The organism is Campylobacter concisus, assembly GCF_001891085.1.
In the GTDB taxonomy this organism is placed as follows: Bacteria; Campylobacterota; Campylobacteria; order Campylobacterales; family Campylobacteraceae; genus Campylobacter_A; species Campylobacter_A concisus_O.
In genome coordinates this window covers 1-17,701 of the sequence record NZ_JXUP01000007.1, presented here as the reverse complement: position 1 = coordinate 17,701, position 17,701 = coordinate 1, and the positions used below count along the sequence as shown (strand labels likewise).

Below are 17,701 nucleotides of genomic sequence, written 5' to 3'. Positions count from 1 at the left end.
AATAATGGCAAATTTTAAAAAATACTGCCCTAATGTATGGGTGGCAGAATGCGACGAAAAGCACAATAAGGGCGAAATAATAACTCTTGAAACACAATACGGCAAAGAGGTGTATTGCAAAATTTATAACTTGGTAGCCGAAAAAAATAACAAATTTTATTATTCGATTGTCCGCCTAGAGGAGTTAAGTTATGCTGAAAGAAAAGCCGACAAATATAGAAATTCGCAGGCTTTACACGAAGCAAAAAGCCATGAGTGGCACAAAAAAAGCCAAGAAGGGGCGGAGTTTTTAAGGCTAGCCGAGCCAATAAAAGTCGGACATCACAGCGAAAAAAGACACAGAGCGTTGATAGATCGGAATTGGCGCAGGATAGGAAACGCTGTAAAAGAAGAGGATATAGCTGACAAGAAAGCAGCTAGGGCGCAGTATTGGGAAGAAAAAGCGCAGGAGATAAATCTCTCAATGCCACAAAGTTTAGAGTATTTTTCTAAACAATTAGAAAAAGCCAAAACTCGCCAACAAGGGCTAAAGGACGGCACAATAAAAAGAGAGCATAGTTACAGCTTAACCTATGCGACAAAAGCAGTAAAAGACCTAACGGCAAAATTAGAATTAGCTCATAAATTATGGGCTTAAACCATTGTTAAAAAATTGAGAAATTTTTAACATAAAAGATAAATACGTTAAAAAAAGGATAAAAAATGGAATTAATTGTAACTTATGAGGCACAAACAGCAGATAGTCAAAAATTGACTACTAATTTTGAGGAACTAAAAGCTGAAGCTAGTAGGCAGGTAGAAAAATATTCTATCAATGTAACTGAGGAAAACATCCCTGAAGCCAAAAAGGTGATGGCAAATTTTAACAAGGTTAAAACAGAGATTGGCGAGCGATATAAATTTTATATTGATAAAATTTCAGCACCAGTAAATCAACTAAAAGCCGAGAAAAAAGAGATCGAAGCTATCATCACGGACGGCCGCCAAAAGATAGCAGACGGCGTGGCAAATTTTGAAAACGCCAAGCTTGAAGCAATCGCTGCAAGGATAGCTGAATATACAAAAGCTCTTTGCGATGAAAAAGGGCTAAATTTTGAAAGAATAAATACATCCGATCTAATTAAATTAAGCGCGGTAACATCTGCTGGAGCTCTAGCAAAAGCCACAAAAGAGGCGATTGAGGCAAAAATACAATCTCTTGAAAACGAAATCTTGCAGGCCAAGCTCGCAGAGCAAGAAAAAGCGGCTAGAGATGCCGAAATAGCAGCTCAAGCAAGACGTGAAGCAGAGGAGCGAGCAGCGAGAGAGAAAGCAGAGCTAGAAGCAAAAGCCGCACAAAGAGAGGCTGAGCTACTAGCAAGAGCCGAAAGAGAAAAACAAGAAGCTATCGAGCGCGCAAAAGCCGAGCAAGCAAGCCCACAAGCTTTTTATGACGCACAACGTGAAATTTTGCAAAAACCACGCGAAGCCGAAAACGGCAAGGCTATCTACACTATCCGCGCTGAGTTTGAGGTCAAAGCTCCAGCAAACGCTCCGCACGACAAGCTAACGGACAAGATCAAAGAGATGTTAGCCGCGGCGGGCATAACCAATCTAAGTAAAATTGAGGTGTTAAATGCTTGAAATTAGTTTTGATGAAGCGGCAGAAGACAACAAAAATATTAGTAATAAAGAATACCACGCACGCCCTGAAATATCAAAGAGTGACCTCGACCTACTTGCACGTAGCCCTTTGCACTTAAAAATGAAAAATGAGCTTAGGAGTGAGCCTACAAAGGCTTTGCTTCTAGGCTCTGCGGTGCATAAGCTAGTGTTAGAGCCAAAAGATTTTTCAAATGAGTTTTGCGTAGAGCCTGACGTTGATAAACGCACCAAAGAGGGCAAAGCGATCTATAACGATTTTTTAGAAAATTTAGGCGATAAACCCCCGCTTGATCTTGATATTTTTGGCTCAGCCGTAGAAATAGCAAACTCGGTTAATTCTATGCGTGAAACAGCTATGTTTTTAAGAGACGGACTGGCTGAACAAAGCTATTTTAGTGAGATAAATGGTGTTGCGGTTAAATGTCGCCCTGATTTTTATAATGAGAAAATGGGTGCAGTAATTGATCTAAAAACAACTTCTGACGCTTCGGCTAGTGGCTTTGCTAGATCGGTAGCTAGTTTTAATTATCACGTGCAAGCAGCGTTTTACAGCGATATTTTAAGAAGCTTAGGCAAAGAAGTAAATTATTTCTTGTTTATCGCCGTTGAAACGAAAGCCCCTTATTTTGTAGGCTTTTATGAGCTTGACGCCGCAGCAATAGAACAAGGACGGAAAACATATCTTGAATTGCTAGAGCTTTACAAATATTGCCGTGAGCGTGACGAGTGGTGGGGCTATGCAAAAAAAGACGGCGACAAGATAAATGCGGTGCAAACTTTGAGCCTGCCAGCGTGGAAATTTTACGAACAGATAGCATAAATTTGAAAGGATAAAAAATGAAAATAACAACAACGATACTAGCCGTTCACGAAAACGGCGGGGAAGCGTTTGAGTGGGCTATTAGCCCCATATTGGCAGCTCGCGCAATGGACGGGCTCGCCAAAGGATATGACGTAATCGCACACGTCCACAATCTTGACGGCGTAGCTACGGTAAAAATTGTCGGCGCATATTTCGCACCAAAAGGTCAGCACAAAAAAGTGCTTGATATTGAGTTCTTTGCCGCAGGCTCTTGGCAAGGTGAGAACGAACAAAGGGGGCAAGAAAAATGAAAGAGGAAAAAGTTTTGTATCTAGTTAAAAAGCTAGAAAAAAATATCAAAAAAGAGATTTTTAGCATTTTTGATTATATGTTTTACGACTGCGAAGATGATAGAAATTACGAGTATGAGGTAGCTTACGATTTAAACCATGACGAAAAAAGCCAAAAATGCAGTCCTTGCTTTTACGTTTATTATGGGGATTATCGGAAAAGTAATGAGTATAAATTTAACGACAACGACAGATCTACCGCAAAATATAAACACGACGATGAAGCTATACAGACCAGTTGCTATTTTGAAGCCGCAAACAGAAACGATGATTATTTGGATAGCTCTAGGGTTGCGGCTTATGCTTTAGCTAGGCTTATGCATTTTTCTAAAAAGTATGACAAAAAACTAAAAAAAAGGACAGACAATGAGTAACGACCTAATAACAGCAGAAGTGCAGCGGTTTGAATTAGAACAACGCAAGGCAAAAGCTTTTAGTTTGTCAGCCTTCTTCCCAAAACACTTATGGGGGCAAGGTCAAAACGCAGCGCAAATATCAGTGGCAAACGCAACTATTGTCTATGACATAGCCTACCGAATGAATTTAAGCCCACTTGAGGTAGCGCAAAGTATTTTCATCATACAAGGCAAACCTAGCTTTGAAACAAAATTTTTAGTCGCGCGGCTAAACACGAGCGGACTTTTAAAAGGCAGGCTTAATACGATCGTATCCCAAGACGGGCAAAGCGCATATTGCGAAGCGATAGACGCCCAAACGGGCGCAGTCTTAAGAGGCACTACGATCACTATGGAAATGGCAAAGCGCGAGGGCTGGCTAGGCAAAAACGGCTCAAAATGGCAAACGATGCCGACGCTAATGCTAAAGTACCGCGCACAAAGCTTTTTCATAAATGAGTTTTTCCCCGAGGTCAGGTTAGGACTTCGCACAAAAGAGGAAATACAGGACATAGTAGATGTCGAGGAAGTGCAAAAAGATACTTTTAAGCCCGAACCGACGCAAAACCTAAACGAGCTTTTGAGTAGTTCGGAAAAACCGAACAGCTCAGTTGGTGCAAAAAATTCACAAACTGAATACATCGAAGCCGCGCCCCTTGAAGTTGAAATCGCAACTGTAAAAGAAAATTTGACAGTTGAACCAATGCCTCACGATCTATTACAAAGCGAGCTGGTAAAAAGAGGGGCTAGTGAAACAGAGGCTGAAAAATTAGTTGAGAGGTTAAGCATTGATGACGCTACTGCCTATTTAAACGACCCAAGCAGTATAGACAATTTAATAGAGAATTTAAAGGATAAATAATGAATGTAGGCTATTTTAAAAATCAAACTTTCAAAGCTCAAGACGGCAAAGAAGCAAAATTTATAGGGGGGCATGATAAACATGCCCTTTTTACGCCCTATTGAGTGTGGGCTGATCCCAACTCCTGATGAGGAGCTAGCTAAAAATCAAAACGCCCCAATATATAAAATAGTGCTTTTTAAACCTAAAAATTACGAGGGAGCAAGGCAAATTATAGGCGGTATATGGAACGCGGTAAGCAATGACGGAAAGATAAATTATTTTAAAGGGCATATAGAAACGCCTCTAGTAGCTGGCGGTCGCATTTATTTAGCGTTATTTACTCCAAAAGAACCTAATGGGTTAATGCTTGAAGCTACTTGGAGCGCACCAAAAAGAAACAATAACTCCCACACGCCACAAGCTAGCGAGAGTGCAAGCGATGAAATAGATGTTAGCCAATATTGCGATAGCGATGAAATACCATTTTAAGAGGCGGTTATGACTTACGGCGAAGCAATTATGAGCGCAAAAGATAAGATGAAGCTAGTAAAAGGCACGTTTAAAATAGGCGTACCACTGCCACAGCGGTTAAACTTTGAAAGTGCGATGAAATACTACTGCGAAAAACTAGATCACTACTGGCTTAGCAAAATCGAGCTAAGTCCAGCCTCTAAATTTTCAAAGCAAGAGGTGCTACAAATACTAAAAGGCAAAAACCTAAATGGAGCGAGCGATGACAACGGCTGAGATAAAAGACGCTGCTATTTTTATAATGGCATACTCATTCCTCAAAATGGATAGCACCGAGGAGCTAGGGCTATTTATCAATAAAAAAGCGAGCAAATTTATTGATGAGCTAATAGAGGCGATGACGCCAATAGTAGGACACTATCACGCTTTTAAAAGGCGGATAGAAACTCAAATAAATGCTTTGGATAATAAGGCGAGTATTGTCAAGCAAAGCTTTAGCACGACAGCTCCACAACTAGCGTGCGATCTGCTTTATTTGCGTTTAGCACCAAATGAACGCAAAGGGCAAAGGCTGGCACCAATACTGGCTAGTTTTTACGCGGAGAATAAAGACAAGATAGCGTATATATCGAACAAAAGTTGCGATACGAAATACCGTAAAGAGGCAGAGGATAGCCAAACGCTGGCTTATTTTTATATTGAGAATATTTGAAAGGGTAACAATGAAAATTTTTTTAAGAGAAGTTTGCTGCTCACTGGTGGCTTTTGACAAAGCCTCTCCGCTAGCAAACTGTATCATAGTGATACTTGCCTTTGTTGGCAGTTTGACATTTCTATTTACCGCAGTTTTCTACCTTACTGACGGTGTTATATTTTGGCGAGGAGTGCACGTGATAGCGTTGTCCTTGTTGTTAACAATGGCAATACTATTTATTGACGCATATATTAGGAAAAATGCAGAACATAAAAACACTAAAAATTAAGGGAGAGATAATGAAAAAGATAACACTAGAAGAAAAGATAAAGCTTATCACAGCTTATGCAGAGGGTAAGCCTGTGGAAGCCTATGATACCATTTTTCGACGCTGGTTTGAAAAAGGCACGGATACTTGGGATTTTGATAGAGAGGAATACAGGATAAAACCTAATGAAGCTGCTAAGTTTGAAGTAGGAGATGTCCTTGTTTTAAGAAGTGATGTAGATACACCAGATGTTACTACCTATGAGATTAGAGAGGTAAACCAATACTATTATAGGTTTAGTGATAAAAGTCTACACCCAATAGAAGAAGTAGAGAAAAAGTTTATCAATATTAAGGACGTCTTGTGGTACTTTGAAGTCTTTGACTTTATCTCTAAAGAGCCTCATATATACCCTACTAGGATTACTATGAGTGATATTAACAAGAAGCTTGCACCATATCACGATACTCTTAGCTGGAAACCTATCTACGCTCTTGGATTTAAACTAAAGGAGAACTGATGAAAGACATATATGAAAGCGTCTTAGTATGTATAGTGGTAGCTGTAACTTGTGTAGGTGCAATGTTAATAGTAGCCTTTAATTTTTTAAGCAAGCTAGTTTATTACATAGGGCTTGGTATTTTCTTTTTGTATACGTTCTTTGTAACTTTACCTTTTCTTATATTATATAGGTTTAAGGAGTTTAAAAAAGACCCTAAAGGCTTCATAAAGAAAAAAGTAATAGATGTAACTGCTCGTTTTGCAGAGGGGGGATAATATGAGAGAGATTAAATTTAGAGCATTTTTATGCTCCAGCCAAAGATTATTAAACGGGATAACGTTAGGATATAAAAAATTTCCGAGGGGAATATATGAAATAATATATATAAATCTCGCGAGCGAAACAGTTACGCTTTGGAGTGAAAAAGAGCAAACAAGTTTCGAGGTCTCTTTTCGCAAAGTTAAGATTATGCAATATACTGGTCTAAAGGACAAAAACGGCAAAGAAATTTATGAGGGCGATATTGTCAAATTTAATTCATGCGCCCCTTACCCGCTAGATAATAATTTAGAAGATGGACAAATGGGAACTATTGTGTTTTTCTTATCAGAGTTCTTGGTAAAGCCCCTAAATGATGATGGTCCTAATTTTATCCTAAACGAGCTTGGCGATTGGGTAGTCATCGGTAATATTTACGAAAACAAGGAGTTGCTAAATGAGTAGCCCAGAAAGAGAAAAACATTTAGCAGCCCTTGCAAGTTTAGAGGCGTTTTGCGAGGCACACAATGAAAAAATAAATTTAGTTGAGCGAATACAAGCTCTTTTATTTAAATGTGACGTCCGCTATTTACGGCACGCATTGCGAGATTTGAAAGATTATATTAAGGAGAGGAAATGAGCGATACATTTATTACGCGCGATGAAGCCTTAAAAGAGCTAGGCATCTCTGCACGATCACTTTATGACAAAGTGAAACAAGGTGCAATAATCGCCAACAAAATAAACTCCAGGGTAATTTATTACTCCCTAAAATCTATACGTGCCTACAAATCAGGCAAAGCCACCCAAGCTATCTAAATAATCACTCCACCACTGCATAAGCTTAGCTCTTGCTTTTAGGTTTTTGGCGTGGTTGTATGCGTCTTTAACCTTGTTACTTTCAACGTGAGCGAGGCAAAGCTCGATAACATCACTATTGCAGCCGTGCTTATCAATGTTTTCGTTGGCGATCGTGCTAAACGTAGCTCTAAAGCCGTGTGGCGTTACCGTCTCTTTGTTAAAGCCTAAATTTCTAAGCATTATGCGGATAGTATTATCACTTAACGGAGCGACGTTTGATTTTATGGACGGAAAAATTAACTCACTTTTTAAAGGCAAGCGCTCACGATATGTTTTTAATAGGTTGATTACACTTTTACTTAAAAACACTTCGTGGGGCTTTGCCATTTTCATCTCGTCTGCTGGGATATGCCAAAGGCAATTTTCAAAATCTATCTGCGACCACTTGGCATTTCTAGCGTTTTGCCCTCTTACTGCGGTATATAGTTGAAATATCGCACATGTTTTTACTCTTATATCTCCAAAATAATCTCTTATCGCCATTAATACGGCTCTTATTTCATCATCATTTTTTAAGTATGCAAAATGTTTCACTTCTCTACGCCCTAGTAGAGTTTTTTTGTCAATATCTGCTATTATATTGTGATCTACATACTCGTGCAATAGAGCATATTTGAAAAAGCCGTTTAATATACTTAACACTCTATCGGCTGTTTCTAGTTTTTCATCCTCTAGTAGTGGGCTAATGGCAGCTATTATGTCTCTTCTGCTTATCTCTTTTATATCCATTTCGCCAAGTTTTGGCAATAATAACGTTTCAAACCGCCTTTTTACCCAAAACTGCTGCTTCTCACTCAACTTACTTTTTGTTTTATACCACGCTTCAAAAACTGCTTTAAATTTTGTTTTTTCTGCTGTTTGTGTTAGGCTCTCGCCTTGATTGAGTTTTGATCTTAGCTCACTTCTTTTATCTCTTGCTTCGCTTAGGCTTATTTCATCGTATTTCCCAAGAGTTAGGCGGTGCCGCTTTCCGTTTTCTCTAAACTCGTACATAAAAAACTTTGTGCCATTTGGCATTATCTTAATTAGCAGGTTATCACCGTCGCTGATAAAATATGGCTTCTCTTTGGCTTTTAGATTTTTAAACTGTGTGATCGTTAATTGGCGTGATAACTTAGGCATTTATAATCCTTTTTGGCTGACTATTTTTATATTTTTAGCTACTTTTTTAAAAGCGATCAGCCAAAAGTCAGCTAAAAAGTCTTTGCTATTACTTGCTTTTTGTTTCTTTTTATTGCCGTAAGTTTATGAGATAATGCTTTAAATTATTGTTAAAATCGAGATTTTATTGCTGTAATTTGCTTAATAATTCTATGTATTTCTTAATATGGTGGCGGGTAGAGAGAGATTCGAACTCTCGGTGAGTTGCCCCACACACGCGTTCCAGGCGTGCTCCTTAAACCGCTCGGACATCTACCCATGAAGAAGTGGAATTATATCTTTATTTGCTTAATGCTTGGTTTTTAAAGTTTAGCCCCAAGATAACGACATCTTTGTACTTGCCATCCATCAGACAAATACTGGGCAATTCACCCCATTTTTCAAAGCCAAATTTTAAAAATAGCCCAAGGCTTGCTTTATTTTTGCTAAAGATTAGTGCGATGATATTTTTTAAATTTAGCTTCTTTACTTCATCTAGGCTGTGGGCTAAAAGCTGCTTGCTAATGCCCATGTCAAGAGCCTTTTTAGCGACATATATGCTTATCCCTACGCTTATATCGTAAGCGATCTTGGGATTAAAGTCACTTAGCGAGCAGTAACCTAAAATTTCACCATTTTCTTTATAGACAAAGATTGGGCGAGAGTTGTTGTGAACTTTAAACCAAGACTCTTGCTAACTAGCCGAATATCAGCGGTCATAGTTTTTTAAAATGTACTAGTTATAAATTTGAGCAACCATTTCAAGATCGCTCAAATTTTTTGAAGCCTAGCCTTTTTTGGCTGCTTGATATACTGGCTCAAGCTTTGCTGCGATCTCTTTTAAGTCCTTGATCCTGCTCTCATTTGATGGGTGAGTGCTTAAAATTTCAGGCACCTTTCCGCCACTCATCTTGCTCATTTTTACCCAGACTTCGACCGCTTCTTTTGGATCGTATCCGGCTCTTGCCATTAGCTCAGTACCGATATGATCAGCCTCAGTTTCGTGAGATCGTGAAAATGGCAGAGATATGGTGTATTCGCTAGCTAAATTTAGAGCATTAGCTCCAAGATCGCCAAGGCCAGTAGCTGTAGCTATTGCAAAGATGCCGATACTTTTCATCTGATCAGCACTTGCTTGCTCTCTGCTGTGCTCCCTAAGAGCGTGTGCGATCTCGTGTCCCATGACTGCAGCTAGCTGTGCATCTGTTAAATTTAGCCTTTTTATGATGCCACTATAAACGACTATCCTGCCACCTGGCATACACCAAGCATTTAGCGTATCCTCGTTAATAACATTTACTTGCCACTTCCATTTTAGAGCGTCATCTCTAAAAACACCAGTTTGAGCGATGAGCCTTTTAGCGATATCTTGAACTCTTTTTGTAAGGATTGGATCGACATTTAGCTCGCCTTTACTTCTAGCAGCTGTTAGCGTCTTGACGTAGGCTTGGGCCGAGCTTTGCTCCATAGCTTCTGATGAGACTAACATAAATTGCTTACGATCAGCACCAACAACGCCTGCTTTTGTAACGCTTGAACAGCCAGTAAAGAGCAAGCTAGTCGCTAACAATGTAAGTAAAAATTTTTTCATTTTTATCCTTTTTGGACTAAAATTTTGCGTATTATAGCCTGAGTTAGATATGCATTGTTAAACGAAGGGCGAAATTTAAATTTTGCGATTTTTACTATTTTTCAAATTTTAAAATTTGTCTGACGCTTGCCTGATGATAAAGCGCATGCAGTGCGCCAGCACGATTGCATGCCACTCCTAACGTGCGAGGGGTTTAGGGGATTTAAAAAGGGGGATAAGGGGACGGCTTCGTAATTCAAGTCCCCCTTGTCTCCCTTTTAAATAAAAAGAAATTTAAGAATTTAATAAAGCTATTTTGCAAATTTTAAACTTTCATTCACCCCTAATAATTAACTACTAAAATTTGGCTTCGCTTATCGCTTAGCTCAAATTTTAGAGCCGAAATTACTCGCTCATGAAATTTTAAAATTTACTAGAGTTTATTTGGTATGTAAATTTACCCTTACGCCTTATAGTTTATATTTCTCTCAAATTCTCTCAAACGTTTATTTACAGATCTTAGCTCTGTTATCGTCGTCCAGTTGTCGATAAAGACGCTAAAACTCTCTCTGACTTGCGAGAAAGCGTTGCTAGCTTGTATAAGCACACCAAGCGTTATAACACCGCTAAATAGGCCATTTCCCATAATGATATAAGGTACGATGACAAGAATTTGTGAAAATGAGATGAGCCAAAGGTTAAAGTAGCCGTAGTGCAAAAATAGTTTGTAGTAATTTAACTTTACGCCCGTAAAAAGCTCTAGCATGATGTTTGGTTGGCAAAATTTAGACTTATCATCTTCGCCGTAAACTAGCTCTTTTCTAAACGCCGCTTCTGCTTTTTGGTTGTTATACTCGATATGCGGGAGTTTAATGCCCACAAACCACGAAATAATTAAGCCACCGATGCTAATTATTAAAGCGATATAAACAAGTGAGCCTTCGATATCTTTGATGTAAGGTAAACTCACACTCTTACTTAGCTCCCAAAGCACTGGTATAAAGGCAATTAGCGTCATGATCGCTCTTAAAACCTGCACGCCAAGGCTTTCCATTATTTTGGCAAAGCGGTAGACATCTTCTTGGATACGCTGCGAACTACCTTCGATGTCACTTTTGCAGTTTTGCCAAAATTTTAGATATCTAAACGTCATCGCCTCTCTCCAGCGAAAGACCCAGTGGCTAGCAAAAAACGAGATCACAGTATAAGTCACGACGTAAGGCATAGCGATTTTTATAAAGTTAAAAATTTCTCGCCAAAACTCACTTACATCATGATCTTTTGAGTTTTGCACGATGTCGTAGAAATTTTTATACCACTCGTTAATGCGGACATTTAAATGAGTTTGATAAACAAGTAGCAAGATGATAAATAGTGCCCCGCCATAAGCCCAGCGTGCCCATTTTTTATCTTTAAAAAATGATGAAAACATAAAGTGCCTTTTATAAATTTTGGCGAATTATAGCAAGCAATATTAAGCATTTATATAAAATTTAAATGTGAGCTATATCATTTTGCAAATTTTATGTAAAGGAAAATGATGAAGAAATTAGCATTTTTGGCTCTTGGCTTTTTTGCAACATTTGCGTTCGCGGCTGATATGAAGGTCTATAAAAGCCCAACTTGTGGATGCTGTACTAGTTGGGGTGAGGCGATGCAGAAGGCTGGATTTAGCGAAGAGGTCATAAAAGTAGATGATATAGCTAAAGTTAAGAAAGAATTTAACGTACCGCTAGAGCTTTCAAGCTGCCATACAGCTATCGTTGATGGCTACGTCGTTGAAGGTCACGTTCCAGCCGATGAGGTAAAGCGCCTACTAGAGCTTAAGCCAAAAGATGTAGTTGGTATCGCAGTACCTGGCATGCCGATGGAGAGTCAAGGCATGGAACAAGGCAGTAAAGCCGAGCAATACGATGTTATTTTATTTAAAAAAGATGGCTCACAAGAAATTTTTGCCACTTATATTGGCACAAAAAAACTAAGATAACTTCAAAAATTTTTAAATTTAGCTTATTTTTTGGTGAGCTAAATTTAAAAAGAAATTCCCTTACTTACGGCTATGATACAAAGTAGAAATGTTAGCGGGACGTAGATAAATTTGCCAACAAAATACCAGAAGTTACCATAAGATTTATTTGCTCCAGAATTTATCTCATCTAAAATTTCATCTTTTTTAATAATCCAAAACCAAGAAATAGCACCGATTACTGCACCGATTGGAATAATATAGATCGACACAAAGTCCATCCAAGGCCCCCAACTGCTAATAGGCTCCATAAATGCTCCTATGCCAAAGCAAACTGCACAAAGTAGCGTGAGTGTCCAAAATCTATTAAGAAACGGAAATTTATGCATAAGCGACTCAGCCACGACCTCAAACATATTTTGAAGTGAGGTGATACCGCCAAAGATGACTGCTGTAAATAGTATGATCGCAAAAATTTGACCGCCGATCATATTTTGTAAAATTTTTGGAAGCGTTACAAAAAGTAGCTTTGGACCTTCGGCTGGATCCATAGCATAGGCAAAGACCGCTGGGATCATAACAAGAGCCGCCACAAGAGCCGCAATAGTATCAAAAAAGGCCGTAGTTTTAGCACTCTCAACGATATCTTCATCTTTTGAAAGGTAAGCCCCATAAACTATCATGCCAGATCCTGTGATAGAGAGTGAGAAAAAGGCTTGACCCATCGCAGAAACCCATACCATTGGGTCTGCAAGCTTACTAAAGTCAGGGATAAAAAGGAATTTATATCCATCAAATGCATTTGGTAGCATTGCGACATTTATAGCCAAAATGCTAAACAATACGAAAAACAGTGGCATCATTATTTGATTTGTTTTTTCAATACTTTTTGCCCCAAAAAATAGTGTAAGAAGCGTGCCAACAACGATGATAAAATGATAAGGCAAGACTGAGTAATCTTGAAGTGCAAATGAGTTAAACCAAACATTCGTATCAACGCTCATAAATGAGCCAGTAAGCGCCTGAGTAAGGGCTTTTAGTACGTAGGCGATGATGACTGCGTAGCCGATGGCTATACAAAGTGAGCCAGCAAGCGGAAGCCAGCCAATAATACTACCAAATACGCCTAAATTTCTACTTTGCCAAGCATATTTATATGATCCAAGCGTACCAGTTTTTGCACGTCTGCCAATCGCATACTCCGCACTTAGACCAACGTATGAAAAAAGAGCTATGAAAAAAACATAGATGAGTAAAAACGCTGCACCGCCATTTGTGCCAAGTTTGTAAGGAAAGCCCCAGACATTTGCCATGCCAACTGCTGATCCAACACAGGCCAATATAAAGGCCCAACGCGATGAAAAATTCTTTTTGCTCATTGTAAAATCCATAAATTTAGTGATGAAAATAATGTTATCAAAATATGATTTAAGAACTTTTTATAAATCTTAAATTTAAGAAATGTTGTTACTTTTGGGCGTGGATAATTTGACCGCTAAATATAAATTCGCTATAATCAGGCAAAAATTTTTAACTCTTAAGGATCATAATTGAACCCCAGTAGCGATAATTCGCTTTTAATGGTAATACTTGCCATTGTATTCATTTTACTAAATGCCTTTTTTGTTTTATCAGAATTTTCTCTTGTTAAAGTTCGTAAGTCTAGACTTGAAGAGCTTATCAAAGAGAAAAAGCCAAACGCTCAGCTTGCTTTCGAGATGTCGAACAAGCTTGATACTTATCTTAGTGCCACTCAGCTTGGTATCACACTAAGCTCACTTGCTCTTGGTTGGATCGGTGAGCCAGCAGTCGCAAGACTTATAGAAGCTCCACTTAAAAATTTCTTCAACTTTAGCGATATATTAGTTCATACGGTTGGTTTTGCGATTGCATTTACGCTCATTACGCTACTTCATGTTGTAATGGGTGAGCTTGTGCCAAAGTCAGTTGCTATCGCAAAGGCTGAGACTTCAGTACTAAAAATTGCTCGCCCACTTCACTTTTTCTGGGTTCTGTTTTCGCCTGTAATTAAGCTTTTTGATATTTTAGCGACCATTGGACTTAAAATTTTAGGTATCCAGCCAGCTAAAGAAAATGAGCTAGCGCACTCTGAAGAAGAGATAAAAATCATCGTTGGTGAGAGCTTAAAGGGCGGCGTGCTTGATAGCTTTGAGACTGAGATCATTAAAAATGCAGTCGATTTTAGTGACACAGTTGCAAAAGAGATCATGACGCCAAGGCGCGATATGATCTGCATAAATAAACAAAAGAGCTTTGAAGAGAATTTGCAAGTCGTATTTGAATCAAAATACACTCGCTTTCCTTATATAGACGGCTCAAAAGATATCATTTTGGGCATGATACACATTAGAGATATTTTGCAGCTCCACTTTAGTAAAGATAAAGAGAAGAGTTTTGATTCAATTGTTCGTAAATTTGTCATCGTGCCTGAGAGCCTTTCTATTTCAAAAGTGCTTGTAATGATGAATAAAGAGCAAATTTCGGCTGCACTCGTAGTTGATGAATATGGCGGCACAGCCGGACTTCTTACGATGGAAGATATAATGGAAGAGGTGCTTGGTGATTTTAATGACGAGCATGATGAAGTCGATCAGCACTACAAAAAGATAAATGACAATATTTATGAATTTCAAGGCAGATACGATCTAGAGAGCGTTGAAGAGGTTCTTGGTATAAGCTTTGATGAAGAGACAGATCAAGTTACAATCGGTGGATATGTCTTCAACTTAATCGGTCGTTTGCCAGTTGTGGGCGATAAGATCGAGGATGAAAACTGCTACTACGAAGTAAGAAAGATGGATGGAGCTAGTATCTCACGCGTAAAAGTTAGAAAAAAGATAAAAAATGAAGAGGAGAGCATTCAATCTTAAATTTATATATTTATGGCTTAAATAAGCCATGTTATGTAAATTTCTATCAATATTGTGATGCTCTAGGCTCAATTTCGCCACCATTTATTTCATTAAATTTGTTTTAGACAAGTCTTCTAGTTGTGGCCAAACAAAATAAACTCATATAAATTTTTTCGAGTAGATATACAGCAGTAAAATTTAATCTTAAATTTTAAATATAGTTAATATAATTAAAAATTGTTTTTTATGAGGAGTAAAGATGAGAATAATAAATGTAAAAGATATAAGAGAAGTCGTTGCCAAGCTTTGCAAACAGGCCTGTTATGTTGTGACGCCAGATTTAAAGGCTGCTTTTACAAAGGCTCAAAGTAGCGAAAGCTCGTCGCTTGGCAAAGATATTTTGGGCAAAATTTTACAAAATGCTAAGCTTGCGGAAGAGGGCGTTGCACCTATCTGCCAAGACACCGGTATGACGGTTGTTTTCGTGCAGATCGGCCAAGATGTGCATATTGAAGGTGGTTATATTGAAGATGCGATAAATGAGGGTATTGCGGAAGGCTACACTGAAGGTTATCTAAGAAAGTCAGTCGTTGCTGAGCCACTATTTGAGAGAAAAAATACCACAAATAACACTCCAGCTGTCATTCACACTAGAATCGTGCCAGGAGATAAGCTAAAGATAAAAGTAGCTCCAAAAGGGTTTGGTAGTGAGAATAAATCAGTTTTAAAAATGCTTGTGCCAGCTGATGGTATAGAGGGTGTAAAAAAAGTCTTTTTAGAAGCTGTAAAATATGCTGGACCAAACGCCTGTCCTCCACTAACAATAGGTGTTGGCATAGGCGGTACGATGGATAAGGCAGCAATTTTAGCAAAAGAGGCGGCAGTTCGTTCAGTCGATAGTAAAAATTCTGATCCAAGATATGCCAAATTAGAAGACGAGCTACTAGAGCTTGCTTGTAAAACCGGCGTTGGTCCTCAAGGGCTTGGTGGCGATACTACTGCCGTAAAAGTAAATGTCGAGTGGTATCCAACCCACATAGCAGGTCTTCCTGTTGCTATAAACATCAACTGCCACGCTGCGCGCCACGCAGATGCCGAGCTTTAAGGAGAGAAAATGTCAGAAGTAAAAAGAATAACAGCACCATTTGATAAAGAGGTAGTAAAAAGCCTAAAAGCAGGCGATAACGTCCTAATATCAGGCACTATCATAGCAGCTCGTGACGCTGCACATAAGGCACTTACTGAAACATTGGCGCGCGGAGAGAAGCTACCAGTTGAACTAAAGGGTGAGACTATCTACTATGTCGGACCAACTCCAGCTAAACCAAATCAAGCTATCGGCGCAGCAGGCCCAACAACAAGCGGCAGAATGGATAAATACACCCCAACTATGATAAATGAAGTTGGTATAAATGGTATGATCGGTAAAGGCTACAGGAGTGACGCAGTAGTCGATGCTATGAAAAAATCATGCTGTGTTTATATGGTTGCTATCGGTGGTATCGGAGCGCTCATTAGCCAAAGTATCAAAAAATATGAGGTACTGGCTTATCCAGAACTAGGACCAGAGGCAGTTGCAAGGCTTACAGTTGAGGATTTCCCAGCAATAGTTGCCATTGACTGCGAGGGCAATAACTTCTACGAAGTTGGCCAAGCTCCTTACAAAAAGATATAAATTTATCCCGCTAGCAAGCTAGCTAGCGGACTTTAATAATATCCAAGACACATCGTTTCAGTTAATTTTATGCGTTTTTCAAATGGAGCAGGTGAGAAAAATTTACACTTTTCAATGTAAATTCTATAAGAATAGCTAAGATTAAAATCATCATAAAATTTCTTCAAGTCTATAAATTTGATGCCGCAAATCTCATGAAATTTAAAGAGCTCGTAGATCTTAGAGCCATTTTTTGCTACAAGATGAGAAGGAGCAAGCGAGGTAAAAGAGCAAAATACGCCTGTTGGAATAAGGCCATTTAAAGGCGTACAGGTTTTTATAGTGTTTTGAAATTTGACTGGAATGCTATTTTTTCTAAGAAAAACTATTCTTGAGTTTTCAAATTTAGCACTTATGACGTTTTTCCAAAAAAGATAAGCATTTGATGAGATGCCAGCATTTTTAGCCAACTCAGCACCGAGCACATAATCATCTAAAAACTCATTTGGTGCGAGTATATTTTGCATCTTCATCCTTTTGAAATTTTGTCCATTATAGCTTTTAGAGACTAAAAATTTAGAAAATTTATAGTAGGATTTTAAAAAATTTCAAAAGGAGAAAATATGAAAAAACAAATCTCAACAAAAAATGCTCCACAAGCGATTGGGCCATATTCTCAAGCTATTAGCGCAAATGGATTTTTGTTTATCTCAGGTCAGCTTGGTGTCACACCAGCGGGTGAGTTTGCAGGTAGTAGCGTAGAGGCCCAAGCTGAGCAATCACTTGAAAATTTAAAAAATATCTTGACTGAAGTAGGACTTACTTTTGATAATGCTGTAAAGACTACAATATTTCTAGCAGATATGGCGGATTTTGTTAAAGTAAATACTGTGTATGCTAAATTTTTTAAAGAGCCTTATCCTGCTAGAAGTACAGTAGCTGTTAAGACCTTGCCAAAAGACGCACTTGTGGAAATAGAGCTTATCGCGGCTTATTAATAGATGTTGTGTAAAAGTTCACATAATTTAATGCTTAATTATAATGGAGAGCAAAAACTCTCCAAATTTATACTTCAAAAACTAAACCCTATAAACCTACTAATAAAAATACATACTTTAAAATTTTTAATCGCCAACAATTTTTTCTCAAATTCCCTAATTATTTCAACTGTCTTTAAGTATTGCTCATATATAATTCCAGCTCACGAAACGAGAAACCACCTTTAACTTYTTTCACTGGTTAATAAAGCCTTTTCTTTTTATCGTTGTTCTTTTAACTTACAATTGTTAAACTATTAGTCAATCTTTGAATCTAAACAAGTGATCGATTGAGCCAGTCTATTATTTATAATTATAATAGATTAGACAACTAATAAATAAACTAAAAGTTTTTTTGATTTAAAAACTTCA

The 17,701-nt window shown here is 38.3% G+C and carries 24 protein-coding genes, 1 tRNA gene and 1 pseudogene; 19 read left to right on the top strand and 7 right to left on the bottom strand.

Going from position 1 to position 17,701, the window contains the following annotated elements; translation table 11 throughout:
- Positions 1-4 precede the first annotated feature (4 nt).
- From TH67_RS07385 to TH67_RS07315, 14 genes are all read left to right on the top strand, one after another.
- Positions 5-637, top strand: coding sequence for a DUF3560 domain-containing protein (locus TH67_RS07385; protein WP_072595017.1), 633 nt, complete (start codon positions 5-7; stop codon positions 635-637).
- A gap of 65 nt (positions 638-702) precedes the next feature.
- A complete protein-coding gene (locus tag TH67_RS07380; protein WP_072595016.1) occupies positions 703-1,623 on the top strand; it encodes a DUF1351 domain-containing protein in 921 nt (306 codons plus the stop codon).
- Positions 1,616-2,464 carry a PD-(D/E)XK nuclease-like domain-containing protein gene (locus tag TH67_RS07375; protein WP_072595015.1) on the top strand — a complete coding sequence of 283 codons (849 nt, stop codon included), beginning with the start codon at positions 1,616-1,618 and terminating at the stop codon, positions 2,462-2,464. Before TH67_RS07380 ends, TH67_RS07375 begins: the two co-directional genes overlap by 8 nt.
- A gap of 17 nt (positions 2,465-2,481) precedes the next feature.
- On the top strand, positions 2,482-2,757 hold the full coding sequence (locus TH67_RS07370; protein WP_072595014.1) for a hypothetical protein: 276 nt from the start codon (positions 2,482-2,484) through the stop codon (positions 2,755-2,757).
- Positions 2,754-3,170: a hypothetical protein gene (locus TH67_RS07365; protein ID WP_072595013.1), complete on the top strand. Its 417-nt coding sequence runs from the start codon at positions 2,754-2,756 to the stop codon at positions 3,168-3,170. Before TH67_RS07370 ends, TH67_RS07365 begins: the two co-directional genes overlap by 4 nt.
- Positions 3,163-4,053, top strand: a complete 891-nt coding sequence (locus TH67_RS10680; protein ID WP_072595012.1) for a hypothetical protein — start codon at positions 3,163-3,165, stop codon at positions 4,051-4,053. Before TH67_RS07365 ends, TH67_RS10680 begins: the two co-directional genes overlap by 8 nt.
- A 72-nt stretch (positions 4,054-4,125) precedes the next feature.
- A complete protein-coding gene (locus TH67_RS07355) occupies positions 4,126-4,524 on the top strand; it encodes a DUF736 family protein (RefSeq protein WP_072595011.1) in 399 nt (132 codons plus the stop codon).
- A 9-nt stretch (positions 4,525-4,533) separates the two neighbouring features.
- Positions 4,534-4,782: a hypothetical protein gene (locus TH67_RS07350; protein WP_072595010.1), complete on the top strand. Its 249-nt coding sequence runs from the start codon at positions 4,534-4,536 to the stop codon at positions 4,780-4,782.
- Complete coding sequence (locus TH67_RS07345; RefSeq protein WP_257638061.1) at positions 4,769-5,218, top strand: hypothetical protein; 450 nt, start codon at positions 4,769-4,771, stop codon at positions 5,216-5,218. Before TH67_RS07350 ends, TH67_RS07345 begins: the two co-directional genes overlap by 14 nt.
- 10 nt (positions 5,219-5,228) lie before the next feature.
- A complete protein-coding gene (locus tag TH67_RS07340) occupies positions 5,229-5,489 on the top strand; it encodes a hypothetical protein (RefSeq protein ID WP_072595008.1) in 261 nt (86 codons plus the stop codon).
- 10 nt (positions 5,490-5,499) lie between these two features.
- Positions 5,500-5,988 (top strand): hypothetical protein, encoded by a 489-nt coding sequence (locus tag TH67_RS07335; RefSeq protein ID WP_141081777.1) that lies wholly within the window; start codon positions 5,500-5,502, stop codon positions 5,986-5,988.
- Complete coding sequence (locus tag TH67_RS07330; protein WP_072595006.1) at positions 5,988-6,245, top strand: hypothetical protein; 258 nt, start codon at positions 5,988-5,990, stop codon at positions 6,243-6,245. The genes TH67_RS07335 and TH67_RS07330 overlap by 1 nt, the downstream gene beginning before the upstream one ends.
- Position 6,246: 1 nt before the next feature.
- Complete coding sequence (locus TH67_RS07325; protein WP_072595005.1) at positions 6,247-6,693, top strand: YopX family protein; 447 nt, start codon at positions 6,247-6,249, stop codon at positions 6,691-6,693.
- Positions 6,694-6,864: 171 nt separating this feature from the next.
- On the top strand, positions 6,865-7,047 hold the full coding sequence (locus TH67_RS07315; RefSeq protein WP_072595003.1) for a helix-turn-helix transcriptional regulator: 183 nt from the start codon (positions 6,865-6,867) through the stop codon (positions 7,045-7,047).
- Here the strand turns inward: TH67_RS07315 and TH67_RS07310 are convergent.
- From TH67_RS07310 to TH67_RS07290, 5 genes and pseudogenes are all read right to left on the bottom strand, one after another.
- Positions 7,021-8,211: a tyrosine-type recombinase/integrase gene (locus TH67_RS07310; RefSeq protein WP_072595002.1), complete on the bottom strand. Its 1,191-nt coding sequence runs from the start codon at positions 8,209-8,211 to the stop codon at positions 7,021-7,023. The two genes, TH67_RS07315 and TH67_RS07310, sit on opposite strands and share 27 nt — an antisense overlap.
- Before the next feature lie 209 nt (positions 8,212-8,420).
- Positions 8,421-8,508: transfer RNA gene (locus TH67_RS07305), tRNA-Ser, on the bottom strand.
- A gap of 22 nt (positions 8,509-8,530) precedes the next feature.
- Positions 8,531-8,893, bottom strand: a pseudogene (locus TH67_RS07300) (GNAT family N-acetyltransferase); the annotation flags it as partial.
- Positions 8,894-9,016: 123 nt separating this feature from the next.
- Complete coding sequence (locus TH67_RS07295; RefSeq protein ID WP_021091964.1) at positions 9,017-9,820, bottom strand: M48 family metallopeptidase; 804 nt, start codon at positions 9,818-9,820, stop codon at positions 9,017-9,019.
- A 442-nt stretch (positions 9,821-10,262) separates the two neighbouring features.
- Positions 10,263-11,231 carry a putative transporter gene (locus TH67_RS07290; protein ID WP_072595001.1) on the bottom strand — a complete coding sequence of 323 codons (969 nt, stop codon included), beginning with the start codon at positions 11,229-11,231 and terminating at the stop codon, positions 10,263-10,265.
- A 108-nt stretch (positions 11,232-11,339) separates the two neighbouring features.
- Between TH67_RS07290 and TH67_RS07285 the strand changes: the two genes are divergently transcribed.
- Positions 11,340-11,786 (top strand): DUF411 domain-containing protein, encoded by a 447-nt coding sequence (locus TH67_RS07285; protein WP_072595000.1) that lies wholly within the window; start codon positions 11,340-11,342, stop codon positions 11,784-11,786.
- A 44-nt stretch (positions 11,787-11,830) separates the two neighbouring features.
- Here the strand turns inward: TH67_RS07285 and TH67_RS07280 are convergent, their stop codons facing one another.
- A complete protein-coding gene (locus TH67_RS07280; protein WP_072594999.1) occupies positions 11,831-13,144 on the bottom strand; it encodes a sodium-dependent transporter in 1,314 nt (437 codons plus the stop codon).
- 201 nt (positions 13,145-13,345) lie between these two features.
- On the opposite strand from TH67_RS07280, the gene TH67_RS07275 reads away from it, so the two are divergent.
- From TH67_RS07275 to TH67_RS07265, 3 genes are all read left to right on the top strand, one after another.
- A complete protein-coding gene (locus tag TH67_RS07275) occupies positions 13,346-14,656 on the top strand; it encodes a hemolysin family protein (RefSeq protein ID WP_223154647.1) in 1,311 nt (436 codons plus the stop codon).
- Between the two features lie 241 nt (positions 14,657-14,897).
- Positions 14,898-15,743 carry a fumarate hydratase gene (locus tag TH67_RS07270; protein WP_072594998.1) on the top strand — a complete coding sequence of 282 codons (846 nt, stop codon included), beginning with the start codon at positions 14,898-14,900 and terminating at the stop codon, positions 15,741-15,743.
- 9 nt (positions 15,744-15,752) lie between these two features.
- On the top strand, positions 15,753-16,313 hold the full coding sequence (locus TH67_RS07265) for a Fe-S-containing hydro-lyase (RefSeq protein ID WP_072594997.1): 561 nt from the start codon (positions 15,753-15,755) through the stop codon (positions 16,311-16,313).
- Between the two features lie 32 nt (positions 16,314-16,345).
- Here TH67_RS07265 and TH67_RS07260 read toward each other — a convergent pair whose 3' ends face one another.
- On the bottom strand, positions 16,346-16,819 hold the full coding sequence (locus TH67_RS07260; RefSeq protein ID WP_021091958.1) for a hypothetical protein: 474 nt from the start codon (positions 16,817-16,819) through the stop codon (positions 16,346-16,348).
- 96 nt (positions 16,820-16,915) lie between these two features.
- Here TH67_RS07260 and TH67_RS07255 point away from each other — a divergent pair, with 96 nt between their 5' ends.
- Positions 16,916-17,290 carry a RidA family protein gene (locus tag TH67_RS07255; protein ID WP_072594996.1) on the top strand — a complete coding sequence of 125 codons (375 nt, stop codon included), beginning with the start codon at positions 16,916-16,918 and terminating at the stop codon, positions 17,288-17,290.
- Positions 17,291-17,701: the final 411 nt, after the last annotated feature.